Annotated in this window: 24 protein-coding genes; 10 read left to right on the top strand and 14 right to left on the bottom strand. The window is 41.2% G+C overall.

Annotation, left to right across the window (positions count from 1 at the left end):
• Window positions 1–107: 107 nt before the first annotated feature.
• The 4 genes from E0F88_RS26080 to sufC all read right to left on the bottom strand — a co-directional run bounded on the left by E0F88_RS26080 (window position 108) and on the right by sufC (window position 3,874).
• Window positions 108–296, bottom strand: coding sequence for a hypothetical protein (locus tag E0F88_RS26080; protein WP_131961228.1), 189 nt, complete (start codon window positions 294–296; stop codon window positions 108–110).
• Between the two features lie 103 nt (window positions 297–399).
• Window positions 400–1,635 carry a cysteine desulfurase gene (locus tag E0F88_RS26075; RefSeq protein WP_131961227.1) on the bottom strand — a complete coding sequence of 412 codons (1,236 nt, stop codon included), beginning with the start codon at window positions 1,633–1,635 and terminating at the stop codon, window positions 400–402.
• A 93-nt stretch (window positions 1,636–1,728) separates the two neighbouring features.
• Window positions 1,729–3,048, bottom strand: a complete 1,320-nt coding sequence (gene sufD, locus E0F88_RS26070) for a Fe-S cluster assembly protein SufD (protein ID WP_131961226.1) — start codon at window positions 3,046–3,048, stop codon at window positions 1,729–1,731.
• A gap of 76 nt (window positions 3,049–3,124) precedes the next feature.
• Complete coding sequence (gene sufC / locus E0F88_RS26065) at window positions 3,125–3,874, bottom strand: Fe-S cluster assembly ATPase SufC (RefSeq protein ID WP_374756326.1); 750 nt, start codon at window positions 3,872–3,874, stop codon at window positions 3,125–3,127.
• Between the two features lie 256 nt (window positions 3,875–4,130).
• Between sufC and E0F88_RS26060 the strand changes: the two genes are divergently transcribed.
• Both E0F88_RS26060 and ctlX read left to right on the top strand, forming a co-directional pair.
• On the top strand, window positions 4,131–5,582 hold the full coding sequence (locus E0F88_RS26060) for an arginine deiminase family protein (protein ID WP_131961224.1): 1,452 nt from the start codon (window positions 4,131–4,133) through the stop codon (window positions 5,580–5,582).
• A gap of 60 nt (window positions 5,583–5,642) precedes the next feature.
• A complete protein-coding gene (gene ctlX / locus E0F88_RS26055; protein WP_131961223.1) occupies window positions 5,643–6,587 on the top strand; it encodes a citrulline utilization hydrolase CtlX in 945 nt (314 codons plus the stop codon).
• An 82-nt stretch (window positions 6,588–6,669) separates the two neighbouring features.
• Here ctlX and E0F88_RS26050 read toward each other — a convergent pair whose 3' ends face one another.
• Window positions 6,670–7,128 (bottom strand): hypothetical protein, encoded by a 459-nt coding sequence (locus tag E0F88_RS26050; RefSeq protein ID WP_131961222.1) that lies wholly within the window; start codon window positions 7,126–7,128, stop codon window positions 6,670–6,672.
• A 270-nt stretch (window positions 7,129–7,398) separates the two neighbouring features.
• On the opposite strand from E0F88_RS26050, the gene E0F88_RS26045 reads away from it, so the two are divergent.
• Window positions 7,399–9,462, top strand: coding sequence for a TonB-dependent receptor (locus tag E0F88_RS26045; protein ID WP_131961221.1), 2,064 nt, complete (start codon window positions 7,399–7,401; stop codon window positions 9,460–9,462).
• 95 nt (window positions 9,463–9,557) lie between these two features.
• Window positions 9,558–10,688, top strand: a complete 1,131-nt coding sequence (gene hemW / locus E0F88_RS26040; protein WP_131961220.1) for a radical SAM family heme chaperone HemW — start codon at window positions 9,558–9,560, stop codon at window positions 10,686–10,688.
• A 76-nt stretch (window positions 10,689–10,764) separates the two neighbouring features.
• On the opposite strand, the gene E0F88_RS26035 is transcribed toward hemW, so the two are convergent.
• Window positions 10,765–11,184, bottom strand: coding sequence for an OsmC family protein (locus tag E0F88_RS26035; protein WP_131961219.1), 420 nt, complete (start codon window positions 11,182–11,184; stop codon window positions 10,765–10,767).
• A 240-nt stretch (window positions 11,185–11,424) separates the two neighbouring features.
• Here E0F88_RS26035 and E0F88_RS26030 point away from each other — a divergent pair, with 240 nt between their 5' ends.
• Window positions 11,425–11,961: a hypothetical protein gene (locus E0F88_RS26030; RefSeq protein ID WP_131961218.1), complete on the top strand. Its 537-nt coding sequence runs from the start codon at window positions 11,425–11,427 to the stop codon at window positions 11,959–11,961.
• Between the two features lie 86 nt (window positions 11,962–12,047).
• Window positions 12,048–12,656 (top strand): DUF1684 domain-containing protein, encoded by a 609-nt coding sequence (locus tag E0F88_RS26025; RefSeq protein ID WP_131961217.1) that lies wholly within the window; start codon window positions 12,048–12,050, stop codon window positions 12,654–12,656.
• Here E0F88_RS26025 and E0F88_RS26020 read toward each other — a convergent pair.
• The 7 genes from E0F88_RS26020 to E0F88_RS25990 all read right to left on the bottom strand — a co-directional run bounded on the left by E0F88_RS26020 (window position 12,653) and on the right by E0F88_RS25990 (window position 17,522).
• The gene (locus E0F88_RS26020; RefSeq protein ID WP_131961216.1) at window positions 12,653–13,000 is read right to left on the bottom strand and encodes a hypothetical protein; all 348 of its coding nucleotides are present in this window, start codon (window positions 12,998–13,000) and stop codon (window positions 12,653–12,655) included. The genes E0F88_RS26025 and E0F88_RS26020 overlap by 4 nt on opposite strands.
• A 79-nt stretch (window positions 13,001–13,079) precedes the next feature.
• Window positions 13,080–13,601 (bottom strand): hypothetical protein, encoded by a 522-nt coding sequence (locus tag E0F88_RS26015; RefSeq protein ID WP_131961215.1) that lies wholly within the window; start codon window positions 13,599–13,601, stop codon window positions 13,080–13,082.
• A gap of 118 nt (window positions 13,602–13,719) precedes the next feature.
• Window positions 13,720–14,055 carry a hypothetical protein gene (locus E0F88_RS26010; protein WP_131961214.1) on the bottom strand — a complete coding sequence of 112 codons (336 nt, stop codon included), beginning with the start codon at window positions 14,053–14,055 and terminating at the stop codon, window positions 13,720–13,722.
• A gap of 588 nt (window positions 14,056–14,643) precedes the next feature.
• Entirely contained in the window at window positions 14,644–15,267 is a 624-nt protein-coding gene (locus tag E0F88_RS26005) for a hypothetical protein (protein WP_131961213.1), read from the bottom strand.
• A 574-nt stretch (window positions 15,268–15,841) separates the two neighbouring features.
• Entirely contained in the window at window positions 15,842–16,156 is a 315-nt protein-coding gene (locus E0F88_RS26000) for a hypothetical protein (protein WP_131961212.1), read from the bottom strand.
• A gap of 84 nt (window positions 16,157–16,240) precedes the next feature.
• Window positions 16,241–16,819: a Crp/Fnr family transcriptional regulator gene (locus E0F88_RS25995; RefSeq protein ID WP_131961211.1), complete on the bottom strand. Its 579-nt coding sequence runs from the start codon at window positions 16,817–16,819 to the stop codon at window positions 16,241–16,243.
• Window positions 16,820–16,970: 151 nt separating this feature from the next.
• Window positions 16,971–17,522: a YcxB family protein gene (locus E0F88_RS25990; protein ID WP_131961210.1), complete on the bottom strand. Its 552-nt coding sequence runs from the start codon at window positions 17,520–17,522 to the stop codon at window positions 16,971–16,973.
• A gap of 322 nt (window positions 17,523–17,844) precedes the next feature.
• Between E0F88_RS25990 and E0F88_RS25985 the strand changes: the two genes are divergently transcribed.
• The 4 genes from E0F88_RS25985 (at window position 17,845) to E0F88_RS25965 (ending at window position 22,818) form a co-directional block, all read left to right on the top strand.
• A complete protein-coding gene (locus E0F88_RS25985; RefSeq protein ID WP_131961209.1) occupies window positions 17,845–19,905 on the top strand; it encodes a BatA domain-containing protein in 2,061 nt (686 codons plus the stop codon).
• Between the two features lie 539 nt (window positions 19,906–20,444).
• Window positions 20,445–21,575: a 5-(carboxyamino)imidazole ribonucleotide synthase gene (locus tag E0F88_RS25975; RefSeq protein ID WP_131961208.1), complete on the top strand. Its 1,131-nt coding sequence runs from the start codon at window positions 20,445–20,447 to the stop codon at window positions 21,573–21,575.
• A gap of 56 nt (window positions 21,576–21,631) precedes the next feature.
• The gene (purE, locus tag E0F88_RS25970) at window positions 21,632–22,123 is read left to right on the top strand and encodes a 5-(carboxyamino)imidazole ribonucleotide mutase (protein WP_131961207.1); all 492 of its coding nucleotides are present in this window, start codon (window positions 21,632–21,634) and stop codon (window positions 22,121–22,123) included.
• A gap of 80 nt (window positions 22,124–22,203) precedes the next feature.
• Entirely contained in the window at window positions 22,204–22,818 is a 615-nt protein-coding gene (locus tag E0F88_RS25965; RefSeq protein ID WP_131961206.1) for a LysM peptidoglycan-binding domain-containing protein, read from the top strand.
• Between the two features lie 263 nt (window positions 22,819–23,081).
• On the opposite strand, the gene E0F88_RS25960 is transcribed toward E0F88_RS25965, so the two are convergent.
• Complete coding sequence (locus E0F88_RS25960; protein ID WP_131961205.1) at window positions 23,082–25,988, bottom strand: TonB-dependent receptor domain-containing protein; 2,907 nt, start codon at window positions 25,986–25,988, stop codon at window positions 23,082–23,084.
• Window positions 25,989–26,125 lie beyond the last annotated feature (137 nt).

The following is a 26,125-nucleotide window of genomic DNA, read 5'->3' as shown; positions in this document are numbered from 1 at the left end:
TAATTTTTTGAAAACTTCATTGATCTATTTCTTTGAATATACTTGGGAATCCGCAGCTAATTTTAAAAAAACCGAATCAAGATCCTGCCGTGCCTCAAAAGACCAAATTACTCCAGCCATTTTCCAAAAGATTGCTTTACCTCTTCATTTTGAACGAATTCTCCGTTATCAATTTGTTTACGGGATCTTTCAATTTTAGAAAGCAAAATAATCTGCTCAATCACATCCTCCACATTGATATGATCGGGCATTGATGTAATTGAATGAATCAGCGTACTTTTAGGAATAGTTTCCATATTAATGAATTTTTAAAGTCAATCTCAGTGAAGATTAATCTTTCCAACGAATAAAACGCACTCTGAGCACATGCCGATAATGAATCTCGGTGTATCGTTCAAATCAACCCAACATTTTTTTCACCTTATGCAAACCCTTGATCAGTAAATCAACTTCCTCAATCGAATTGTAAACAGCAAAAGAGGCGCGCGTAGTTCCTGTTATTCCAAAGCGCTGCATTAAAGGCTGAGTACAGTGGTGTCCCGTACGAACAGCAATTCCCTGCTGATCCAGCAAAACACCTATATCCTGATGATGAATGCCGTCAATCACAAAAGAAATTACGCTCACCTTTTCCCTCGCATTGCCTATAATTCTAAGTCCTTCTATTTCTTTTAAAGCCTGTGTACCATATTCGAGAAGATCATTTTCATGGCCAGCTATATTTTCCTTGCCCAGATTGTCAACGTAATCCAAAGCAAATTTAGCTGCAACAACGTCAGCAATATTTGGCGTGCCTGCTTCAAATTTATAAGGCAATTCGTTGTATGTCGTTTTGGCAAAAGTCACCTCCTTGATCATTTCTCCACCACCACGGTATGGCGGCATTGCATCCAGCAGTTCTTTTTTGCCAAACAGAATTCCCATTCCGGTTGGACCATAAATTTTGTGAAGCGAAAGTCCATAAAAATCACAATCCAAATCCTGAACATCAATGGCAAGATGTGAGCTCGCCTGGGCGCCGTCAATCATCACCTTCGCTCCTACCGCATGGGCTTTTGCAATGATTTCTTTTATCGGATTAATCGTTCCCAAGGCATTGGAAACATGCACAACAGAAACAAATTTGGTACGCTCGCTAAGCATTTTCTCAAACTCGTCCATTAAAAGTTCTCCGTCATCATTGATCGGAATCACTTTAAGGATACAGCCTTTTTCTTCACAAAGCATTTGCCAGGGCACAATGTTGGAGTGATGCTCCATCGTGCTGATGATTATCTCATCACCTTTTTTCAGAAACCTGCGACCATAGGTCTGCGCTACCAGATTAATACTATCCGTTGTGCCGTAAGTAAAAATTACTTCCTCAGAAAGCGGCGCATTGATAAATTTCTGCAAACGGCGGCGTGACTCTTCAAACGCTCCTGTTGCCTTTTCAGCAAGGTGATGAATTCCCCTGTGAATATTGGCATTGTAGTGTTCGTAATATCCCGACAATGCATCAAGAACCAATCGTGGTTTTTGGGTTGTTGCCGCATTATCAAAATATACCAGCTGTTTTCCGTTTACAATTTCATTTAATATTGGAAAATCATTTCTGATTGATGTTATATCGAGAGAATTAGCCGTCGTGATCATCGGAATTACTGTTTTAGAAAAATACCCAACCCAAAAATCAGGCTGGGTACATTAAGATTGTACAATTGACTAACAAAGTCAAACGCATTAAGATTACTTGGAAGCCAATTTATCTGCAATTACGTTTTCCAGATATTCGCGGATTGAATCAATTTTAATTTGAGAAACCACGTCTGCACAAAAAGCGAACATCAGTAACGACATGGCTTCCGGTTTGGAAATTCCACGCGAACGCATGTAAAACAAAGCTTCTTCGTCAATTTGTCCGGTTGTAGTTCCGTGAGAACATTTTACATCATCTGCATATATTTCCAGCTGCGGTTTGGTGTTCATAGTCGCCTCGGTAGACAAAACTATATTTTTACATGATTGAAACGCATTGGTTTTCTGCGCATCAGGACGTACAAATATTTTTCCGTTAAAAACACCTTTGGCTCTATCTCTCAAAATTCCTTTATACAATTCGTTGCTTTGGGAATTTGGTTTGCAGTGATCGGCTACGGTATGGTTGTCAACATGTTGTGTCCCATCCGGAAAATACAAGCCATACATGTGCGCTTCGCAACGCTCACCATCAATAATAATATTCAGGTTATTTCGGGTAAAATGTCCGTTGAGCGTAACTGTTCCCGCGTAAAAATGCGAGTTGTCAAGCATACGTACCTGTGTGGTTCCGATGTGATATGCCTTCTCACTTTCATTCTGAACTTTGTAATATTCAACACCCGAATCACGATCCATGTGGATCTCCGTAACGGCATTTGTAAAAGAGCGTTCAGTGCCCAGAGTTCTGAATGCTTCAGCCAGTTTCACATGGGCATTTTTACCAACCGCAATAATATTACGCGGCTGACTTCCCACATTCTGTGTTCTTGCATCACTTACAAAACGAAGGATTACAGGGTGTTCAACCGTTTGGTTATCAGGAATATGAATAAATACCCCGTCATGTGCAAACGCGGTATTCAAAGATGTAAATGCATCTGTATCATCTTTTACCAGCTCATCGAAATAGGTATTAACCAGCGATGGATTCTTTTTGTAGGCACTTTGCAAAGAATCGATGATGATCTGATCGGACGACGAAACAATGCTTGAAAGCTCTTCGTTATAGTGCCCGTTTATAAAATACAGGATATTTGCAACCTGTTCCGGAATATTCAGATCCTGTAAATCGGCAAGCCCAAGCGAACTTTCCGCATTAAAATGATAAGATTCACTGATCAGCTCCCGCACATTGCTGTATTTCCACTCCTCGTTTTTCGGAGTTGGAAAACCCAGCTGGTCGAAGCGAGCCAACGCAGCACGTTTCTTCTGATGAAAAGCGGAACTTGCCTCTCCATTCATCACTGCTTCACGGGCGTAAAAATCAGCGACTAATTTCGTTTTTAAATCTATTGTTTCAGTAGTCATTCCGTAGTTAAGTAATGGGTATTGGTTAATTTCAAAAGACGATTATCCTGATTTACAGAACAAAACAAACTTTCAATTAGCCAACCGCTTCAACTTCCGCTTTAATCCAGTCATAACCTTTTTCCTCCAGCTCAAAAGCCAGTTCTTTGGTCCCCGATTTCACAATTCTTCCTTTATACAATACGTGTACGTAGTCCGGAACTATGTAATCAAGCAGGCGTTGGTAATGCGTAACCACAATGGCAGAACGATCAGGCGAACGAAGTGAATTAACTCCTTCTGCGACAATACGTAATGCATCAATATCCAAACCGGAATCTGTTTCATCCAAAATCGCCAGCTTAGGTTCCAGCACGGCCATTTGGAATATTTCATTCCGTTTTTTCTCTCCTCCTGAAAATCCTTCGTTCAAAGCACGTTTCAAAAGTGAATCGTTCATGCTAACCAATTTTGCTTTCTCACGCACCATTTTCAAAAACTGTGCAGCATCCAGCGGATTTTCACCTCTGTATTTACGAATTTCGTTAACAGCTGTTTTTAAAAAATTGATGGTCGTAACACCAGGAATTTCAACAGGATATTGAAATGCAAGAAAAATTCCTTCTGCTGCTCTTTCTTCTGCTGCAAGATCCAACAGATCTTTTCCATCAAACAATACACTTCCGCCGGTCACTTCATATTCTTCCCTGCCAGCCAAAACCGAAGCCAAAGTACTTTTTCCGGAACCATTTGGCCCCATTATAGCATGTACTTCACCTGGTTTGATGTCCAGATTAATTCCTTTTAATATTTCTTTGCCTTCGATCGAAGCGCGTAATTCCTTAATAGAGAGCATAACTAATTTATACTTTAATATGTAGTCCGTGGTAATTTACCGCAAAAGTAGTAAGCTTTGGTGGTAAATTAAAATTACATTCACAACGGTACTCACCAGATGATTGTATATTCTACAACCTTTTTATACCTCTACCCGTTCCCCATTTTGCGATATTTAATCCCGAATTAAGGACAGTTCCCCAGCTTCAACCCGTAAATTCAAAATATAGCTTTACTTTGCGGGAAAGCATTTATGTTTATTACCTATGAAAACGAGTGAATATTCTTCATCAAAAATCCATGTTGCCTCTGAAACAGCCAGTTTAAAAAGACTTCTGATTCACAGTCCTGATCGTGGTTTGGGCAAAGTGGTGCCGTCAAAAGCGCAGGACTGGCTGTTTGAAGATATCGTGCATTTGGATACCATGCGTAAAAGTGAGTACGACTATTATGTAAAACTCCTGTTGTATTTTCTCGACCCTGAAAAAATAAAGGGAAAATTAAAAAAGGTTGATGGTGATCCGACCCGTTCATTTTACATTCCAGGCACGCCAGGTTATTTTAATTCAGATCGTGTAATTGATATACAGCAGTTGCTGGGAGAAATCCTGGAAATCGAAAACGTTCGTGTCAAACTGACAGCTGCGATATGCGGGATTGAAAAGTGTTCTTATCACACTCAGGAAGAACTTCACTCCTTTGATCCTTACGAACTGGCGAAAATTTTTATTTCAGGTTCGTATTCTGATAAAAGAATGCTTTTTGCTCCGCTGCCCAACCTGATCTTTATGCGCGACATCGGGATTGTTATAAATGATCACATCCTTCTGAACAAACCAGCCAAAACTGCCCGGACAAGAGAATCCATTCTGGCGCAGTTTGTTTTCTTTTATCATCCTATGTTTGCTCACATAAAGCACAATATTCTTGAAATTCCGGATAACGACCGCCATTTTCTATTGCCGGATGATGAAAAAGTAAGCGACCACCATAAATGTACGCTCGAAGGCGGAGACGTGATGATGGTTTCACCTAATCACCTGCTTATCGGATGCAGCGAGCGAACATCGGTTTATGCCGCGCAGCAGGCTATGAAACTTTTGTTTGACAAAGATATTCTTGAAAAAATTACGCTGATAAAAATCCCTAAAAAACGGGATTACATGCACATTGATACCATTTTCACGCAGGTTAAAAAAAATATTTGGGTGTTACTCAGCTCTCTTGCAAGAGTGGGTGACGAATCCAGAAAAAAAGATGTTCTGCATTTTTTTGCTCCAAAAGAAAACAACCAGGAATTTAAAATTCTTCAGTTTCTGAAAGGGCATGAACAGCAGCCAAAAGAAATTGAAAACCTGGAAGACCTCCTTGCCGACATCAGCCGTACAGATCTGCATTGTGAAAAAGATGTTAAATTTATTTATTCAGGAAATAATGAATTTCCTTACGGGGAAAGAGAACAATGGACCGACTCATGCAATCTGCTTGCAGTTAAGGACGGCGTTGTGATTGGCTATGACCGTAATGACAAAACGCTTGAGGCTTTTAAGAATGAAGGTTTTTTGATCATTAGTGCAAAAGACCTGATTCAGAAATTTGAGAATGATGAACTCTCACCGGAAACACTGATAAATACTTTTATTACACTTCCATCCGCAGAGCTCTCGCGTGCGCGAGGTGGCTCGCACTGCATGAGCATGCCCATTTTACGTGAATAATTATCTTGGAAAAAGAACATTTGATTTGTAAATTGCAGATACTGCAAATAAAAAACTCCTATGCGTACCATCACTTCAACAGCACAAATACAACCGCAATCAACCTCGCATATCATGATGATACGCCCGGTTCAGTTTGCATTTAATACCGAAACAGCGGCAAGCAATGAGTTTCAACAGGCTGGTTCAGGACAAAAGGCACAGGAAGAAGCAAGAGAAGAATTTGACCTGATGATTTCTCAGATAAAAAATACGGGAATCAATCTGCATATTTTTGATGACAACGACGATCACTACCGACCTGATGCAGTTTTCTCAAACAACTGGGTATCATTTCATCAAAGCGGAAAAGTGGTGTTGTATCCCATGATGGCAGAAAACCGCCGTGTTGAGCGCCGTCCTGATATCATAGAAGCGCTGGGAAAAGAATATAAAATAGAAGAAATTATTGATCTCACTTACTTCGAAAAGGAAGGCAAATTCCTGGAAGGAACAGGCAGCATGGTGCTGGACAGGAGATATAAAATTGCCTACGCCTGCCTTTCTCCCCGAACGCATCCGGAAGTACTGGAAGCTTTTGCCGATGCGTTGGGTTACGAGATAATTTCCTTTTCTGCCTCTGACGAAAACGACAAGCCGGTTTATCACACCAACGTGCTGATGTGTATCGGCGATATTTTCGCAGTGGTTTGTCTGGAAGCGATAAAAAATCCGGACGAACGCCTGCTGGTAAGATCTGCACTTGAGGAAACCAACAAATATATCGTCGAAATTTCCCTCGACCAGGTTCGTCATTTTGCAGGTAATATGCTGATGGTGAGAAATACCAGACAGGACAAGTTTCTGATTATGTCCACGCAGGCCTATGAATCACTGACCAAAAAGCAACGGGAAATACTGAATGACTACGCCAGAATGTTTCATACCGACTTATCCGTTATTGAAGCAAACGGCGGTGGCTCAGCCAGATGTATGTTGACCGAAATTCACCTACCCAGAAAGTGAAATAAAAAAGGTCTCTTGTAACTGGAATTCCAATTGCAAGAGACCAATAACTACCTAACTCCTATAACTTCATTAAAAAAACTCAATCTTTCAAATCAGCTTTAACCTTGTCAATTTTATTTCGGGTTTTAGCTTTAAAAGCATCCCACTTTACAGCAGTTTCATCCTGGGTATCATCCCATGAAGCTTTTAACTCTTCTTTCTCTTGATTTAATTCCTTTTTACGTTCCTGCCATTTAGCTTTTTCCTTTTCGGTAGCTTTCTCCATTTTGGCATCTGCTTCCTCTATTTTTCTATCAATTTTATCAACAGCGTCATCGACGTCAGCTTTCAACGCATTTTTATCTTCTCTAACCTTAGCCTGAAATTCGTTTCCCGCTTCCTTCATATCGGCCTTGGCTTCGTCGACATTTTCGTCCATGTCGTTTTTAGCTTCCTCAACCGTTTCATTTGCTGAATCTTTGGTTTTGTCCGAGCAGCTGGTAAATGTTAGTAAGCCAACCGTAAGCATCGATGCAACCAGGTAAGTGATCTTTTTCATTTTTGTAGTATTTAAATTAAACTTTGAACAACTATACGTTCACACAATTTGATAGAAAAATCCAACCAAAGCGAAATTATGCCTTTGCATTAAAATCTTGTAGAAATAAATACTCAGTTCCGAAGCTTTCTCAGACATTGCGATTCAGAAAAAGTTTTAGGACAAATATCAACAACGGTTTATTCGATTAAAGCCCGCGGACTGATTTTTAGATAACTTTGTGTCGAGCTTTATTTAAGCCATCTACAACATCGGCGTGGCCCCAACATTATGCAAAAATTAGTTTTACCATTAGTAGTTTTATTTTCTCTGGTTGGATTTTCAGTAAATTGTGTTTTTGCACAAAGTGACACGCTTGCTTCCAGGCAGTTGAAGGAAGTTACCATCAATGCCTTCGAGTCAAGAACAAGCCCGTTAACGACAACGGCAACAGTTGGTTTACTTACTTCCAAAACCCTGGATCGCTTCGCTTCTACCACATGGACAAGTGCTGTGAATGCCATAGCCGGTGTGCGCATGGAAGAAAGATCTCCCGGAAGCTACCGTTTTTCAATCCGGGGAAGTATGCTGCGCTCACCTTTTGGGATTCGGAATGTTAAATTTTATTGGAACGGAATTCCTTTTACAGATGCCGGCGGAAATACGCCCCTCAACTCGCTGGATTATGGCGCTGTACAAAGTATGCAGATAATTAAAGGACCGGGCAGCAGTCTTTACGGTGCAGGTACGGGCGGGGTGGTTTTGCTTCAAAGTAGCAATACAAACGATTTTCAAAACCGGGCAGAACAGTCGGTAGGAATTGGCAAATATGGTTTTCAAAACAGAAGTACCAATTTACAGATTGGCGGTATCAATATCCAGTATGGCCATACAGAACAGGACGGATATCGCAACCACAGTGCAATGGGGCGCGATGCCATTCGTTTTTCTTCCACAGGTAAGTTAGGAGAAAAAGGCACAATATCGTTATTGGGAATGTATTCCGACATTCATTATCAAACACCGGGCGGACTAAATTTTGCCCAATATCAGTTAAACCCGAAACTGGCAAGACCTTCCACCGCTACGGTAGCAGGAAGCGAAGCGCAAAAAGTTGGTATTTATACGAAATTGGCAATGCTGGGCGGAAATTACATGCTAAAACTGTCGGACAATTGGACACAGTCAAATGCTCTTTATTTAACCACCACAGATTTTGCTAACCCATTCATTGCCAATTATGAAAAACGCGATGAGCAGGGGGTTGGCGGCCGAAATATCTGGCAGAATACTGCGCAGCTCGGAGAAGTAAAAACCAGCTGGACGTCTGGTTTTGAGTGGCAATACAGCAAGTCAGCGCAGAGAAACTATGATAACAAGGGCGGTATTCCCGACAAACAGCAAACTGTGGAAGATATCCGCACCACCACCCTTTCCGTTTTCAGCCAGTTGGAAGCCGTTTTGTTTAAAGATCTAACTGCCACGGTTGGGCTGAGTTACAACACTTTCCGATATAAGTACGAACGTTTTTTTGTACTTCCCTACACCAATGAACACCGTGACTTTGATGGCGTACTGGTGCCAAGAATTGCTATTAATAAGGTTATCGCCAGAACCTGGGCGGTTACTGCATCATACAGCAGCGGATTTTCTCCGCCAACTTTACAGGAGGTTCGCCCTTCAGCAGGTGGCTTTCGTAAGGATCTAAATGCTGAAAAGGGAATTAATACGGAAATCGGGCTCCGAAAAATTGATAAAAACTTTACCGGAGAAGTGAGTTTATACAGTTTTGGATTAAGAGAAACGATTGTTAGAAGAACGGATGATGCCGGATCAGAATTTTTTATTAATGCCGGTAAAACCCGTCAGAATGGTTTGGAATGGAATCTTTCTTATGATTTCCTGACAAATTCCATGCTGCCGCTGACATTCAGGCTTTGGAACTCAGGAACCTGGACTAAATACACTTTTCAGGATTTTGCACAGGGAGAAACCAACCTGTCAGGAAACCTGATTCCCGGAATTCCCCGTTTTTCACAAAGCACAGGTGTTGATGTGCTTTTTAAATACGGATTTTCTGTTTTTGCAACCTATCAGCATGGCGGTTTCTTTTATCTGAATGATGCGAATACAGTAAAAAATACACCTTATAACCAGTGGACGGGCCGTGCGTCCTGGAAGAAAAGCTGGGGATCTCACCTTTACAGTGAACTATCTGTTTCAGCCGAAAAAGTAAACGCCGGGATTTACAGTCTTGGATATGACCTGAATGCTTTTGGGAACCGCTATTACAATGCTTCTCCAAAAGATAATCTGTGGGCTGGTGTGAAACTTGGCTGGGAATGGGGTAAATGACATTTTGTTTTTGAATCAATGAGATATTAAAGTTGTTAGTTGGAAATAATCACCCAATTTCAAAGCCGGACAGACTTTCATTTTAATAAACCGATTTGCATTTATACCTTCACATACCTTTCTGCAGGCAGGCTTGCCATTACTGCGACTTTCATTTTAGCACCAATACGAATAACAAAAGTGCTATTGTAGATGCGATTGCAAAAGAGATCGTTCTGCGAAAAGCATATTTACCGGGCCATAAACTGGAAACCATTTATTTCGGCGGCGGAACTCCTTCTCTGCTCGACGAAAAAGAATTGAACCTGCTGCTCGAAACCATTCATGCACAATTTGAAGTTGCCTCTGATGCGGAAATAACATTGGAAGCAAACCCGGATGATTTAAGTAAGGAAAAATTACAGCAATTCAGCCGGGCCGGAATTAACCGGTTAAGCATTGGAATTCAATCCTTTCACGAGCCGCACCTTATATTTCTCAATAGAGTACATTTGGCGCATGAAGGTGAAAAATGTGTAAAAATGGCTCAGGGGGCGGGAATAACTAATATTTCTATTGACCTCATTTACGCCATTCCGGCGCCCGATCATAGCATTTTGGAAAGTGATATTTTAAAAGCGTTTACGCTGGATGTTTCGCATATCTCTGCTTATTGCCTCACAATCGAGCCGCAAACTGCATTTGGTTCCTGGCTGAAACAGAAAAAGATAAAACCCGTTGACGAGGAATTTGCTGCGAGGCAATTTGAGATATTAACCAGGTCGTTAGCAGTAAACGGTTACGAACAATACGAGATTTCAAACTTCGCACGTAATCATAAGTACAGCAGGCACAACAGCTCTTACTGGCAGCAGCGGCCATATCTGGGTGTTGGCCCGAGCGCCCATTCTTACAATGGTGAAAGCCGTGAATACAATGTATCAAATAATGCCAAATATCTCTCGTCCATCAGTCAGCAGATTATTCCGTCAACCTATGAGAAATTATCAGTTGCGGACCGCACCAATGAGTATTTATTAACCGGACTCAGGACAAAATGGGGCGTAAAAAAACACGAACTCGACAGGCTTTCAAACGGAAACTTCCTTTCACAAAGCTACTCAGAGCTTGAAAATCTTATTAAAGTGGGTTGGGTTCGGCTTGAAAACGAAACAATTATGCTGACAGAAACCGGAAAACTATTCGCAGACAAAGTTGCCAGTGACTTGTTTATAGAGGATAATTGATCAAATAGAGAACCATAGTCACAAAATAGCCGGGAACTGTTAAACAATCCCCGGCTTTTTTATTAGAGTGAACCGATTAAACCAATTCAGCATTGAGAGAAATTTCTGCGTTCAGCAATTGGGAAATAGGACATTCCTTTTTTGCCTTATCCGCGATTTCAGCAAACTTTTCAGCTGTTATATCAGGCACCTGTGCTTTAAGATCGATGTGGCTTTTAGTAACCTGTCCTTTTGCAGGATCAAGTGTCACCGTTGCAGTTGCATTGAGTTCGTCGGCAGTGAAACCCTCAGCATTTAGTTCAAAGCTTAATTTCATTGCAAAACATCCTGCATGTGCCGCAGCGATCAACTCCTCAGGATTGGTGCCTTTACCATCCGCAAAACGGGTGTTGAATGAATACTGGGTATTTTCCAAAACGGTGCTTTGTGTGCTGATGGTACCAGTACCTTCTTTACCGGTTCCTTTCCAAACAGCTGTTGCTTTACGATTGATCATGTCTTTTTTTATCTTTTAAGTAATAAAAAATTATTTTTCCGTTATACGTCAGTAAAGTACTATGTTACTTCAATCTACGCAAGTTATTTAATTATTAAAGTCATACCCGGACCTTCATTTGGACCTTTTGGCACTAATTTAGTTAACAATGGTTAACGCCGGATACGGGATTAAACCTTATAATTGCGTTTCTATCCAAAGTGAAAATTAAATAATTATCCATTTTTTATCTATTACAACATGAAAAAGTTACTCATCCCTTTTATACTAATAACGGCTGCGTTGTTTCAAAGTTGCCGTGGTCCCGAAGGACCAGCAGGACCAGCTGGACTTGACGGACCTATCGGACAGACATTCGAAGTAGAAAATGTTAATTTCAATACAGGCAACGGCTTTCAGTACCGGACAACTTTTAATAATGCTAATGTCGATTTTCTGGAATCAGATGTAGTGTTGGTTTATATCCTTTGGGACGTGGACAACGGTGCACCGATCTGGCGCCTGCTTCCTCAGCCAATTGATATGCCAAGAGGAATTATTTACAACTTTGATTTTACGCCAAGTGACTTTACCATCTTTATTGATGCGCCTACCAGTGTCAATTTATCTACACTATCGGCCGACTTTACACAGAACCAAACGTTCCGTGTAGTTGCACTTCCATCCGACTTTAATTCAAGAAAAAGCGGAGAGCCGGTAGATTATAAAGATTACGAAGCCGTTAAAAAACATTTTAATCTGGACGAAAGCAAAATTCAAACAATCAGTGCAAATTAGATTTGCGATAACTGGCATTAATTTTGTAATCTTACTAACAATACCAAATCCGGTAGCAATCAGCTGCCGGATTTTTTTAGAGCTCAATGAAAAATTTATTTTATCTATTACTTATCATCCTTTGCAGCTGCACCACGCTTGTTGCACAGGATTTTGCCAGGCAAACAGAAGCTTTTCGTAAAAAATACCGGGAAGATTTTATCAAATCCGCCGATTCTCCAATAAAAAAAGAGGATTTAAAATACCTCAAATTCTATGAGCCGGATTCTGCTTTTAGAGTAACAGCTACATTTGAAAGGATCAGAAACAGCCGCTCATTTGAAATGCCCACTTACAGCGGCACCCAGAAAACCTTTGTCAAATATGGCACAGTGCGGTTTCGGTTATATGGACGAAGGCAAAGATTAACCATTTACCGCAGCCTCAGCCTGGAGACATTGCCTCAGTACAAAGACTATCTTTTTCTTCCGTTTAAGGACAAAACCAGCGGCATCCAGACCTATGGCGGTGGCCGATACATGGATTTGAAAACCACAGATGTGCAGGACGGCACCTGCACACTGGATTTCAACAAAGCCTATAATCCCTACTGTGCTTACAGTGATGGGTTTAACTGCCCTATTCCACCCAAGGAAAATACGATGGCAATTGCTATTGAAGCTGGTGAACAGAATTTTGGCAAAAAGCATGATTAACCTGGTTTTAGTTTTACACCCGCATCAATAAATGGAGCCCGCCAATTAGGATCCATCAAAAAAAATCTCCACATAAAAAAATACCTCCACTCTCTTTCACGATTGTAGCGATAAAGCGTATGATCTGCTTTTGGATATTTTTGCTTGTAGAATTTATATTGCGCACTCTCTTTTATTGAATTAATACCTCCACAGTCACTAAATTGAGCATCTCTGGTGGTAAAACAAAACGGAGGAGCAACTAAGCCACAAAAAAACATTGTAAGTATATCAGATACAAAAGGCAGATTGGAAATAAATATTAGCAATAAAATATCGAAAAATAATTTGCGAATTGTTTTCATAGACGGTCCGGTATGTTAACATCCATTCTCGGTTCGAGTCGGTTAGGTTATTACGCATCGCATTTCGAAACGCGAATTTTTATTTTACCAAAACTCCATCTTCGTACTTGTGAAAAGTAAACTTGTTTGTTGCCAGGTCTTTCATAGTCAGCGTACCGCTGAAATTTGGGGGAATGGTCAAACTCTCATTTATTTGAGATGAATAATAAGCACCCAAATAGAAAGTATAGACATTCGTGATCTTTACGATAATGCGTTTGGTGTACCCCATGAAATGCACATTAGGAACCACTTTTTTTGTCACAATATTTTCCAGTTGCGGCCTCATCACAATGTGGACAAACTTTGTGGTATCATCTGAGATCACAATACCGCCGTCCATCCAGGATGGCGTCCAACGTACCTGAGAGGTATCATTGAAAGGATCAACAAAATAAGAATTGTATCCTTTGCTCTCAAACAACGACTTGAGTGTCGCTCCATCACTTGCCAACGGCTCGTTAACAGGGTCTATATCTTTTCTGCATCCTAAAATGCAAAAGAAAGATAACAGCAAAAAATAAGAAAACGAGGTCCTGAGTAAGTTTCTAGTGTTAGTCATTTTTCTGATTTTTAGCACTTTATCGAAGGTAAAGATTAATAAACGGAAGTAGGTTAATTAATTATTATCAACAGAGAAATTTCACCCCACAATTCTTGTAACGTTAAATTCTCACAAATCACCTGTGCACCCAGTTCTTCCTTTTTGTATCCCACGTGTAAAGCGGATGCTCATCTATATATGAACCATAATACCTTTCAGTTGAAAAATTTTCAGGCAGATCCAGATAATCTGCTTGCCAGTTGGGATCGAAAAGATATTCAGCATACCTCCAAAAGTGCCAATAGCTTTTTACTTTATTAAACCGAAACAATTGACCATTGTTCTTCGGAAATTCATTCTTATAGGTATTGTAGCCCTTCGAGCTCTTTACTTTACGAATGTCACCAGTCATACAAAAATGTAAGTCTCTGGTTATGAAACCAGATGGTGTGCCTTTAATGTCAACCAGCATGGCTGTCAATATACCACTAGTAGGAGGTATATTACATATAAATTAAATGACGATTGTCCATTTAAAAAGTGATATCACTAACTATAGGAATGTTGGATACCAGGATTATGACTAAAACAATCACAAGGTATTTAACAGTTTTTCTTTTCATTTTCTAACGGTATAAGTATCGGTCAACATTCAAACTGTTATGCTGACCGGCCGGTGACTTTATTAAACCACTTTTACTTTATTATATCTTCGTAAGTCAAATTGGCTGGCGGTTCTTGGTATTCGAGTCGGTAACCTGGATGCATAATGTATTCCGAAATTCGCCAGAATTGCCAAGGTTTAATTCTGAAGTTTCTATACAACGTTGTGTCTGATGGATGACTTTGTTTATAAATATTGAACCGCTTTTGAGTATCTGAAAATTCCTCGCGGGACCAAACAGAAAACCCACCACTCTCACTTATGTAATGACGATCAGGTCCCTTCATTGACAAATTCCCAGTAAAAAAAGACAGAAAAAAACTTACCACTGGAACGTTGGAAATTGCCACGACAAGAACAAGTAATACCAGATATTTGATTTTTTTTTTCATTTCGCTAGTTACAATTAGTGGTTGAAGGAGATTTAAGATTGTCCCCTGTTGTTAATCTACTCCCATACTGAGACGCTCTCTCTCTTAAATCCTGTCCAAGGTCTGCCGGATTTTGTCCGCTTCCCAGTGGCCCAATCTGGCCCCTGCCCAAAGGCAGCACTTCATAAGGTAAGAATAAATCACAGGCTAAAGTTGTACAGTACATATCTGCCAGATGGTATTGCGGTACGACCGGAGATTTTAAGCGATATATGATATCCTTAAAGTCTGAGGCAGTAATGTCATTTATTGTTAGGGAAACATCGTAATCCGTGCCTCCATCATCACCCCATGCACCACCGGTATATACGCCTGTCACGGCAGTGAGTTCACTTTGGACATAAAAACCCATCACAACCCGGATGGTCTCCCCTGAATTGGAATCATTTCTCTCCAGTCCAAAATAGGTATGTCCTGCTCGACGTTGAGGATCTTGAAAAGGATTAAAATTTGCTATTTTCCGTGTATTTGCATATGGCTGATCAACATAAAGAGTAATTGAATATTTGTACTTACGATCAGATGGAACTGTGCCAAAGCATTCTAACTTCTGAGAAGGATCAATTGGATTTTTTGGTCCTAAAAGCACATAATTTTGCAAGAAATTCTGAGGAGTCATTTGATCTCCCACCCATGGCTGCCCATATCCCCCATTTCCACCCGTTCCGGGAGTACCGGGAGTAGTTGGGCTGGCTGTCTCGCTACATGTACTGGAAAGTATTTCAGGAAACCCCTCCCCAACCCAATCTTCGCATTCAATCCACGGATTAACACCTGCGGGATTGCCGGTAGGAACTGGAGATTGAGAGACTGGACCGTCAAAACTGGTCCAGTTCCAATATACGTCCTTCGCGTATGCAGTCGCACTTGCAGTCTCCGAGCAATGCGTATGAAAGCGTTGCTTGTAACGAATTTCGCAATAATCCTCCGCAACTCTGGCATTGTGGTGGTTGACAGATGGCCTCCAGCGTAATGATAAGTTCCGACTGTTTTCCGATCCATATCCCTAATGATTTGCACTCCTGTAAAATCACTATCCATGGTAATAACGCCATGGGTTATTGCATATTCAAAGGTTGGGATCAATTCCATAGTGAAAAGTTCAGTAGATCCGTCTTTACCTTTTTTGCCAATTAACTGTTCGTCAGGCAAACGGGTATAACCTATTTTTTATCATAAACAAGTCTTTCCGGTGCATCTAAGTCGGTGAATGCTACCTGTACATACTCCTCATTTTTACTGTTCTTTTTTGTTACAGCATTTTTCCAGTCACAATTCAACTTTCTTGAAGACTTACTACCCGCTTCCAGTTTGCTTAGAGCAGCTTTAACGTCTTCAACGGTAATCGCTAAGGATTGTGGCTGATTCAGTTCAGGGTTTATCCTTTCCTTACATGCGTTAAAAGAAATTATCCCAATAGCTGAACCAAGAAGCAAAACCGGTATCAGTAGCGGTTTGAAATTAAATTTTTTGAACATACTGTGCGTGTTTAAGTTTAACAATAATCAAACTTAAACCCGCTGTCACGGCATTCCTTTGACAATTATCAAAATCGTATATTTCTAAGCATGGCCATGGCGCAAACCAGCGCGGATCCGGCTTAAATGTTCCTGGGAAATACCCAGATAAGAAGCGATGTGACCCAGTTTTACACGTTGGGTAATGTCCGGAATCTGTATCAGTAACTTTTCATAACGCTCTTCTGCGCTGCAAAATGCAAAGAGTTTCATGCGTTCGTCCAGCAGTAAATAATTTTGTGTAATCAGTAATCTTCCCAGCCTCTCTACAACAGGATATTTTTGAAAAACAGGTTCAATTTTGTTAAACTGAAGACTCCATATTACAGAATCTTCGGTCATTTGAATATTGTAAAAAGAAGGCTGTCCGGTGAACAAACTGTCGATTGCGCTGACGATCTGTCCCTCAGAGGCAAACCACGCGGTAACTTCCTTGCCATCTTTATGATAAAATACTCTTGCAAGTCCATTTTCTAAAAAATGAAATTCTTTACATACATCTCCGTTTTGAAAAAATAGCGTATTACCCGGAATGACTCGCCTTATCGTTATTTCACTGATCGCTTCCTGCACTGCCTCAGACAATGGGACCATCTGATTCAGGTATTTTAAAAATGAATTCATTGTTCAGCTGTCTTAATTCTAAAAATCAAATAGGTAAATGTTGAACTCAAACGGCCAGTTTATAAACGAATTGGCCAGAAAAGCCCCTTTTTTCGGCATAAAAAAACCCGGCATAAACCGGGTTTCTCCTTCATAACTTACTATTACAGACTTAGCTTTTCAACAATTCCTTTTGTTTCATGATACGTTCAAAAACCTTGATATCATGTTCAGAAGTAAAAATTGAAAAAGGTAAGTGAACAAATTGTCCTTTTGAAATGACCAAAACATAAGCGTCTTTGTCTTTGTAAGCTTCCAGAATCTGCTCCCACTTCATTACGCTTCCTTCTTTCTGGTTCAGCTTCATCAAAATCTGACGTGGGTCAAACTCGTAGGAAAACTTTTCGAACATCGGTTTGTACTGAGCCAACTGCGTAATTCCCGTAAACTGAATAACCCAGAAAAGCACGTAAAGAATAACTCCCACAAAAACAGTGATGTAAATCCAGTAATTCGGATACAATCCGGTAAAGCTGACAATGGCATTGATCAGAATTAATGCGATCGGAATAACCACCCACTTTAGCTGCGTTTTCAGAAAATAACGCATTGCTAAAGAAATGTACTTTTTTGTAGGCAACGCATACCTTTTGGTGCGAACCGCCGCCGGGTTCGTAGGCATTTGATAAACAGGCTGGTGTTTGTTCACCGATACTTTGGCCATAACTTCTAATAAAAATTAAGCAGTTTCTTTATTATTAACGTTTAATTAAAAATCTGAATGTGTTCAGAACCGCAACAAACGGCAACGCTAAAATGAAGTGCAAAGTTAGAAAAAAGCATCCGACTTACGCAGAAAGCATTTGAAATAAAACGCAGTTACCGGAATTAAGTGTAATTTGCAATAATGTGGCTATCGGCTCTCTGCTGTCAGCTACAGCCAAAACGACTACCGGCAATTGCCAGTCGGATCCATGTTTTTAAAGGCCGGAAGCCAAGTGCCGACAGCCGAAGTTCTAATAAGTACTTTAACGATCTTGCTTATAATGAGTTTCCTTTTTCCGTCTTTTCTTTGGGGTTTACTCGCTATTTCGGTGCCCGTTGCCATTCATATTTTTAATTTCCGAAGGACTAAACGTGTTTATTTTACCAATGTCGCTTTTCTGAAAGCCGTTGAAACACAAACGCGTTCGATAAGAAAAATAAAGCACTGGCTGATCATGGCTGCAAGGATACTGGCAATAACCTGTCTTGTTCTTGCTTTCGCCCAGCCATTTTTGCCCGGAAAAAATAATCTGGCAGCAGGCAGAAAAGGAATTACCAGCCTTTATCTGGACAATTCTTACAGTATGCAAAGTGAATCTGCCAGCAAACGGTATGTTGATTTGGCAACCAGTCATTTAAGTGATTTGCTGGGCCTTTTTCGAAATGCGACCTCTTTACAACTCATCACCAATGATTTTTCGGCACAGGAACAAGGGCTGTATCGTGCTGATAAAATTAAGGATTTACTTACCACGGTCGGTTTATCACATACACCGAGATCGTTTCAGGATATTTACAAACGTCAGGAGAATTTGATAACGCGGCATCAAACAACAGGAAAAAACCAGCTTTTCTGGTTTTCTGATTTTCAGAAAAGTACAGCGGGTAATCTGTCAGATTTGAAAATTGATACTACCAACAACCTTTTCATAGTGCCGGTACAAGCAGTACCTGAAAAAAATATTTTTGTAGACTCAGCCTGGCTGAATACGCCGTTTATAAGAGAATTACAGAATAATGTTCTTTTTGTAAAGGTCAGTAATTCGGGAAAAGAGGAAGCAAAAAATGTTGTTTTAAAACTTAGTCTGGATAATACCCAGGCTTCAACGGCGTCGGTCAACGTACCGGCAAACGGAAGCGCCACCGCAAAGTTTAATTTTAACCTGAAAGGAAAGGGTTATAAAAAAGGACAGATTACTTTTGATGATTTTCCTGTCACTTTTGACAACGATTATTTCTTTGTACTAAATGCATCTCCGCTTATTCGGATCGTTCATATCTTCGGACCGCAAACGACCGGCAACTACATTCAGAATGTTTATGCCAATGACAGTCTGTTTTCCCTGCAAAGTTACAGCTCAGGAAATGTGGATCAGGGACTTATCAAAAACGCAGATATGGTTGTGCTGGAAGGCGTGAGCCAGGTTAACGGCTCTCTCCCGCAGGAATTACAGGAATTTACCTCGAAAGGTGGTAGCATTACCATTATTCCACCAGCCACTCCGGACCAGGCCGGTTATGGAACTTTCCTGCGTAACATGGGAATAAATGGTCTAAACGTCGAACGAACCTTGAACCCGTCTCCGGTCGCTCTTGCCGCTCCAGACAGGAACAATCCGTTTTTCAGCGATGTATTTGAAGAATCGGTTCGGCAGGAAATGAGCCTGAACCTGCCTTCGGCCTCACCGGTTTGGTCGTGGGCAAATACAGGTCAGCAGCTTCTTTCGTTAAGAAACGGGCAGAGTTATCTAAGCCGGGTTACCAGAGGAAACGGTAAAGTTTATCTTTTTGCCGCACCGCTTAATCCTGACTATGGTTCCATGGCCCAGCATGCTATCTTTGTTCCGGTGATGTACAAAATCGCAGCGACGAGCGTAAGAGCACAGCGAACTGCTTTTACATTTGACGAAAACCCGATTGCACTTAGCGTAGATAAAGTGACGCCTAATGCTGTCTTTAAACTAAGGCGTAATACAACAGAAGTTATTCCGGTCCAGAGAATTGCAGGCAACCAGCTTCTGCTTGAAATACCTCAGGGTGATCAGCTTGGAGAAGGATTGGATGCCGGTTATTTTGAACTTATTCAGGATAATAAAGTGGAGCAAATCATTGCACTGAACCATAACAACAAAGAATCCCGGTTGGACTATTATTCTCCGGAAGAGCTGAAAAGTTTTTTTGCAGGACAAAAAAATGTTCAGGTTTTTGAAAGTCTGGATGATGATGCTTTTTCGAAAGAATTTCAGCAGCAAAATCTCGGAACCAGCCTTTGGAAATATTTCCTTTACGGCGCATTGTTCTTTTTACTTGTGGAGATTGCGCTGATCCGTTTTAAAAACTGATAACCGGATTAGGAATACTTTCTTATTACGAAATAAGAATCGGATTGGTTATTTTTGTAAAAAAACATTTAAGCTATGTACACAGCAAAAGGTTTTTATGAAAACGGTTCTTTAACACTTTCTCGAACCGGCTCCGAATCTGGAAAAAGCAGAGGTGCTGGTCACTTTTTTATCACAAGTCAACGCTCTGGAAGGTAGGGCAAAAGGAATTAAGTTAGGGAGCCTGGAAGGACAATATTCCATTCCGGCGGACTTCAACAATCCCCTTGATGACTTTCCCCTGTCCATGTAAATCACTACAACGCTATCCCCTACTTCCAACAGCACCGGGATCCTTTTGACAGGTTACTTGCTGCCACTGCTATTTCCGAAGATATGTTTTTTATTACAGCAGATCCAAAGTTCAGTTTATATGTCCCGCAATTGAGGCTTATCCTCAATTAACATAAATTTATTGGCCTCTCAGGCAATTACCGGAGCAAAGACTTTCTGTTTCTGACTTTTTACCCCAACTTTGCACCGAACAACATCACAATAAAATGCTTTCATCCCGAATAGGAATTCTTGGCGGTGGCCAGCTTGGGCTTATGCTCCTGCAAGCCGCCATCGACTGGAATCTTGATATTCACGTTCTGGATCCGGATCCAGAAGCTCCCTGCAGAAAAATTGCTCCGAAATTCACACAAGGATCTTTACAGGACTTTGACACCGTTTATAACTTCGGTAAACACCTGGATGTTATTACCATAGAAATTGAAAAGGTAAATGTTGAGGCACTTGAAAAGCTGGAAGCAGAGGGAAAACACATTTATCCACAGCCTTCAGTTATCCGTTTGATACAGGATAAAAGAACGCAAAAGCAATTTTACCTCGACAACAACCTGCCCACAGCGGAGTTCATCCTGACCGAAAACAGAAACGATGTAGCCAGTCATTCGGACTTTCTGCCGGCTTTTCATAAACTTGGACGTGACGGTTACGATGGCCGCGGGGTGCAGCGCATCGCAACAGAGGCTGACCTAAACAAGGCTTTTGATCAACCTGGTCTGCTGGAAAAAGCAGTACCGTTTGAAAAAGAGCTGGCAGTGATCGTAGCAAGAAATCCGTCCGGCGAAGTTGAGACCTTTCCAACTGTGGAAATGGTTTTTCACCCGGAGCTCAATCTGGTTGAGTATCTTTTTGCACCTGCTGATATCAATGAAGCAGTTGATAAAAAAGCACAGGAAATTGCGCGTAAAACGGCCGAAGCATTTGAAATCGCCGGATTGCTGGCAGTAGAGTTGTTTTTAACGGCGGAAGGAGAAATCCTTATCAACGAAGTAGCGCCACGGCCACACAACAGCGGGCATCATACGATCAAAGCAAATGTTACTTCGCAATATGAACAGCATTGGCGGGCAATACTAAACCTCCCACTGGGTAGTACAAAAGCTTACGGCCCCTCAGCGATGGTGAATCTTTTGGGTGAAGACGGATACGAAGGACCGGCTGTTTATGAAGGAATGGATAAGCTTTTAGAGACCAAACAGGTATTTCCCTTTTTGTATTGGAAAGCCATCACCAAGCCTTTCCGAAAAATGGGACACATCACCATTATGGACGAAAACATTGAAGCGTTAAAAGAAAAGGTGACATTTATAAAAAATAACATCAGGGTTATCAGTAAGTAATTGCAGTAAGTTATTTTCTTAATTACGATACAATTTACTCACAACAAAAGGCAAAAATGGTTGGAATCATAATGGGTAGTCTTTCGGACCGTAAGGTTATGCAGGAAGCGGCCGATGCACTAAAAGAATTGGGAATAACGTTTGAAATGGAGATCGTCTCAGCGCACCGTACACCGGAGCGTATGCTTGAGTATGCCGCCGGTGCGCGAAACCGGGGATTAAAGGTGATCATAGCAGGCGCAGGCGGCGCGGCACATTTACCAGGAATGGTTGCCTCTTTGACATCATTACCAGTTATCGGTGTACCGGTTTTGAGCAGTAACTCAATAGATGGCTGGGATTCAGTACTTTCTATATTACAAATGCCATCCGGTGTACCCGTGGCAACAGTTGCGCTAAACGGGGCACGAAATGCAGGCATCCTTGCTGCTCAGATCATCGGTTCCGGTGATGCGCAAGTAGGCCACCGACTTGATATATTCAAAGAAAGTCTGAAAGAAAAAGTGGCTGTAATGAATGAGGAACTGAAAAATTCGATTGATAAATAGTCGATGTTTACTATTTTCGTAAAATATTGTCCACAAAATTCCTAAAACAATCACCACAAAATTGAATCGGTAACCAAGCTATGGAAGACGAATTCCCTAAGAAAAGAAATTTACGCCCCGTTGAAAAATCCAATCTGCCGATTATAACCCTGTCGGTATTGGTACTTTTGGTTTTGGCAATGCTGTATGTAGGTTATGAGTATATCTCCGACAGTTCATCAAATGCCGAGGAACTGACTTCCGTAGTTGTAGATACAACTGCCGAGGAAACGAGTGTTGGCGAGCCGGTAAGTGAATCTTCTGAGGAAGAACCAGCTGAGGAAGATAAAAAACCTGCCAGCGAAAAAAAGCCTGAAACAGAAACCAAAACGATTTCAGGAGCATCATTAGGTGGACAATCGATCACACATGAAGTTAAAAGCGGTGAAACATTTTCAAGTATTGCTTCAAGGTATAATTTAAAAGTGGAAACTTTAAAAGGTCTTAATTCCTCGGTTTCTGATGTAAAAGCAGGAACAACGAAACTTAAAGTTCAGGTTCAAACGGTTCATACAGTAGGACCAGGTGATGTACTCCGCGTCGTTGCAACTAAATATGGCGTCAGCAAAGAAGCGATTATGAAAGCAAACGGAAAAACAAAAGATTTTTCTGAAAGAGGAGAAAAGCTGATTATCCCGTTTTCCAGCAGGAAATAGGTTTTAGTTTGAAGTATTCAAGTTCAGAGTTTACAGTTTGAAGTAAACGCAGTTTAAAGCCAGGAGGAGCTTTAAGTGAAAAGTTTACTGTTCAGCCGTTTGAAGTTGCAGTATATAGTTCACAGTTTAAAGTGAACACCTCAAAGGCCGTAAAGTTTTACAATCATAGATTTTTACAGTCTGGCAACAGTAAAAAGGTTCAGCGTTAACGCTGAACCTTTTTACTGTTTACTGTAAACTAAGAACGATAAACTGTAAACTTCCTAAAAATTCCCTCTTCCTCCGCCGCCGCCGCCATTACCGCCGCCACCGCCTGGGAATCTGCCACCGCCTCCGCCTGGGAAGCCGCCACCCTGGCCATCCCATTCACGTCTGTTCTCCTGGGTTGGCATTTTGCCAAAGTTTCTTAGTGTATAGGTAAAGGTTAGCATCGCATATTGAGTCAGAACCTGGCTGGTAACATCCTGAACGTAGGTTTCAGTTACATTTCTTGTGATACTGTTGTTTTGTTTCAGGATATCAAAAACAGTCAGTTTAAGTTCACCAGCATTGTTTTTCAGGAATTTTTTTCCAACGCTTGCATTCCACAAAGTGAAGTTTTGATTAAATCCTTCACCCAAACCACGGTATGACTGATTATTAATATCGGTCTGAAAAACAAATCCTTTCCCAAAGATCCAGTTTACACGTCCGCTTATTCCGGAAGTGTAATAGTTGTTATTAAGTCTTGGCTGAATTGTATTACGAACAACATTGTAATTCCCTGAATACGACAGCGTAAAGTCCAGATTTTCACTGATATTACTGCTTACAACCAATCCCTGAGAAATCGCATACGTGTTTGAGAAGTTAGACACATTGTTGATCACACCCGGCGAGCGAACGTAGTTAAATCCTGTGTTTACATTGACGTTCAGTTTTACAGGTGCAATCGGTTTTCCATAAGAAAGGAAAGTCCGCGCGTTCCAGCTTCCGTCTACGTTAATTGGCGACGTCAGTTTGGCTCCCTGTTCCAAAACAATACCATTTGGCAAGGTTGTTGGCTGTTGTGCAATGAAGGTCGAGTTTACGATTGCATTGTTGGTTTGCGTTACAAACACAAGTGCATTTAAACTGTATGGCCTTGTAGCACCTGCAATCGAATAGCGAACATTAAACATATTTCTGTATTCCTGCTTCAAATTAGGATTACCAGCTGTAAGCGACAATGGATTGCTGTTATCAATTACATTTTGCAGCTGTGTGATGGAAGGCTGGTTCGTCGAGCTGCGGAAAAATGTGCGGAATGACGTTCCTGATTTTGAGCGGTACATGAGCATGAAATTAGGCAGCACATTTGTAAACGACTGATCAACAGTGGCAATGCGGGGTGCCAGTTGCTTGCTGTAAAGTCCTGTGTTCTGAAAATCCACACCCAAATTAGCAGTCCAGCTATTTTTACGGTAGCGGTAAGACAGTCCCGCGCGATTGGTTGTGTAACGGTTATCGAAATTGTTTGACAAAAGCGTATCCCTGTCTGTGTATCCGCCGTCGTCAAAGCTCATGTTGTAGGTATCTTTCAACGAGTTACTGTTGCTGATCGTCAGACCGTAATTGAATTGCAGCTGACCGGTTGTACTGATCGGTTCAGTATATGTCAGGTTTGTTCCAAAGGTTGTTCCGTCCGAGTTTGTAAAACTTTGCTGATCAATGGTATCTCCGGGAGTAACCAGATTTTTGTAATAAATATTTTTAGAATACAACATGCTCTCACCATTCCGGTCGTTCATCTGCGTATTTACGTTTAAAGAAATACTACGACCGCGTTTAGCAAATGCATGGCGATAAAGGATGTCGTTCCCAAAATTATAACCCTTCGTTTTGTTGGTTCTGTTAATATCAGTGCTGTTTAACAAACTTCCGTCACCAAGACTTGTAAGACCCACTTTGTAACTCCCGGAGTGGTTGTCCTGGAAACTAAGGCGTGGTGTGATGATCAGCATGTTATTTTTGTCCATGGTATACTCAACCCTAAAATTCACTCTGTGGTTGGAATTGGTGCTGGATGTTCTGCTTGTTTCATTATAAAACTGATTACCGCTACCACCCTGCAGAAAGTATTCCTGGCCAATTACCTGTGTATTTGCATTGTTCGTTCTGTTAAAAAAGTAGCTTCCCGTAACATCAACCTTTTTACCAAACTTGTTTGCGTAATTAAGGCCAAAAGAATTAGTACCAGTCAAACCACTCTGGCCGCCAACGAGGAAGTTGTTGGAAGCACCGCCTCCACCGCCAAATCCTCCTCCACCGCCGCCACCTGAAACGCCAAGCAGATCCTGATTTGAGAAATTCTGATTATTGATATTATTGGTAAGACCGATAACGGATATACGCTGATTTCCTTTGAAAAAGCTCACATTTCCACCAGCCTGGTAACGATCATCCAAACCATAGCCAGCGAAAATTTTTCCAAACTGCCCAACTTTTCTGTTAGACTTGGTGACGATATTAATCGTTTTCTGACCGCTGCCATCATCAAAGCCGGTAAACTGTGCCTGATCGCTTAGTTTGTCAAAAACTTCGATTTTATCTACGATTTCAGCAGGAAGCGATTTTAAAGTCAGGGCTGCATCGTCACCAAAAAATGGTTTACCATCTACCAAAACCTTGTTAACTGTCTCACCATGTGCGGTAACCGTTCCGTTGATTACCGTAATGCCCGGCATTTTCTGGATCAGATCTTCCGTTGTAGCGTCCGGGTTTGTTTTGAAGGCAGCTGCATTGAACTGAGTAGTATCACCCTTTTGTTCCATGGCAGTAACCTGCCCCACAACCTTTACTTCTTTCAGATTAGAAACTGCCTCTGTAAGCTGAAAGTTGCCTAGATCCTCTACATCAGATGACAGGGTAACTGTTCTGCTTAAATCTTTGTAGCTGATGTAAGAGACCTTCACCAGATAACTCACCTGTTTGCTTAGTCCTGTGACGGTAAATTTACCGTTGGCATCCGTTGTTACATATTCAGGTTTAGCGTCGGGGACATTGCGGCTCACCGCGACGTAGGCACCCGCAACAGGTGTATTAGCGATGCTGTCCAGCACAGTTCCTTTTATCTGTGCGTTTTGGGCCTGTGTATACGCCGAATAGGATAAGCATATAAAAAACAGGAGGAGTGTTGTAATTTTTTTCATGGTAGCAGTAAAGGTTATAGCGGTTAGAGCTCTATTTGTAACAAAAGTTTAACCGCCAGATACAAACACATGAAAACATCTGCGAATTGGTCGATTTCACCGATGGTTTGGGAGGAATTGCCGATGGGGGAAATCGA

This window comes from Dyadobacter psychrotolerans, assembly GCF_004349265.1.
Lineage (GTDB): Bacteria > Bacteroidota > Bacteroidia > Cytophagales > Spirosomataceae > Dyadobacter > Dyadobacter psychrotolerans.
Note: the sequence above shows the minus strand (reverse complement) of the source record. Positions and strands in the feature narration are given on the sequence as shown.

Coding starts and splice junctions, on each gene's coding strand:
- purE (WP_131961207.1), top strand. CDS start 21,632: ATGGTTGGAATCATAATGGGTAGTCTTTCGGACCGTAAGGTTATGCAG.
- E0F88_RS26030 (WP_131961218.1), top strand. CDS start 11,425: ATGAAAAAGTTACTCATCCCTTTTATACTAATAACGGCTGCGTTGTTT.
- E0F88_RS25995 (WP_131961211.1), bottom strand. CDS start 16,819: ATGAATTCATTTTTAAAATACCTGAATCAGATGGTCCCATTGTCTGAG.
- E0F88_RS26000 (WP_131961212.1), bottom strand. CDS start 16,156: ATGTTCAAAAAATTTAATTTCAAACCGCTACTGATACCGGTTTTGCTT.
- E0F88_RS26080 (WP_131961228.1), bottom strand. CDS start 296: ATGGAAACTATTCCTAAAAGTACGCTGATTCATTCAATTACATCAATG.
- E0F88_RS26020 (WP_131961216.1), bottom strand. CDS start 13,000: ATGAAAACAATTCGCAAATTATTTTTCGATATTTTATTGCTAATATTT.
- E0F88_RS26035 (WP_131961219.1), bottom strand. CDS start 11,184: ATGATCAATCGTAAAGCAACAGCTGTTTGGAAAGGAACCGGTAAAGAA.
- E0F88_RS25985 (WP_131961209.1), top strand. CDS start 17,845: ATGAGTTTCCTTTTTCCGTCTTTTCTTTGGGGTTTACTCGCTATTTCG.
- E0F88_RS26050 (WP_131961222.1), bottom strand. CDS start 7,128: ATGAAAAAGATCACTTACCTGGTTGCATCGATGCTTACGGTTGGCTTA.
- E0F88_RS25990 (WP_131961210.1), bottom strand. CDS start 17,522: ATGGCCAAAGTATCGGTGAACAAACACCAGCCTGTTTATCAAATGCCT.
- E0F88_RS26075 (WP_131961227.1), bottom strand. CDS start 1,635: ATGATCACGACGGCTAATTCTCTCGATATAACATCAATCAGAAATGAT.
- E0F88_RS26045 (WP_131961221.1), top strand. CDS start 7,399: ATGCAAAAATTAGTTTTACCATTAGTAGTTTTATTTTCTCTGGTTGGA.
- E0F88_RS25975 (WP_131961208.1), top strand. CDS start 20,445: ATGCTTTCATCCCGAATAGGAATTCTTGGCGGTGGCCAGCTTGGGCTT.
- ctlX (WP_131961223.1), top strand. CDS start 5,643: ATGCGTACCATCACTTCAACAGCACAAATACAACCGCAATCAACCTCG.
- E0F88_RS25960 (WP_131961205.1), bottom strand. CDS start 25,988: ATGAAAAAAATTACAACACTCCTCCTGTTTTTTATATGCTTATCCTAT.
- E0F88_RS26015 (WP_131961215.1), bottom strand. CDS start 13,601: ATGACTAACACTAGAAACTTACTCAGGACCTCGTTTTCTTATTTTTTG.
- E0F88_RS26025 (WP_131961217.1), top strand. CDS start 12,048: ATGAAAAATTTATTTTATCTATTACTTATCATCCTTTGCAGCTGCACC.
- sufD (WP_131961226.1), bottom strand. CDS start 3,048: ATGACTACTGAAACAATAGATTTAAAAACGAAATTAGTCGCTGATTTT.
- E0F88_RS26060 (WP_131961224.1), top strand. CDS start 4,131: ATGAAAACGAGTGAATATTCTTCATCAAAAATCCATGTTGCCTCTGAA.
- E0F88_RS25965 (WP_131961206.1), top strand. CDS start 22,204: ATGGAAGACGAATTCCCTAAGAAAAGAAATTTACGCCCCGTTGAAAAA.
- E0F88_RS26010 (WP_131961214.1), bottom strand. CDS start 14,055: ATGCTGGTTGACATTAAAGGCACACCATCTGGTTTCATAACCAGAGAC.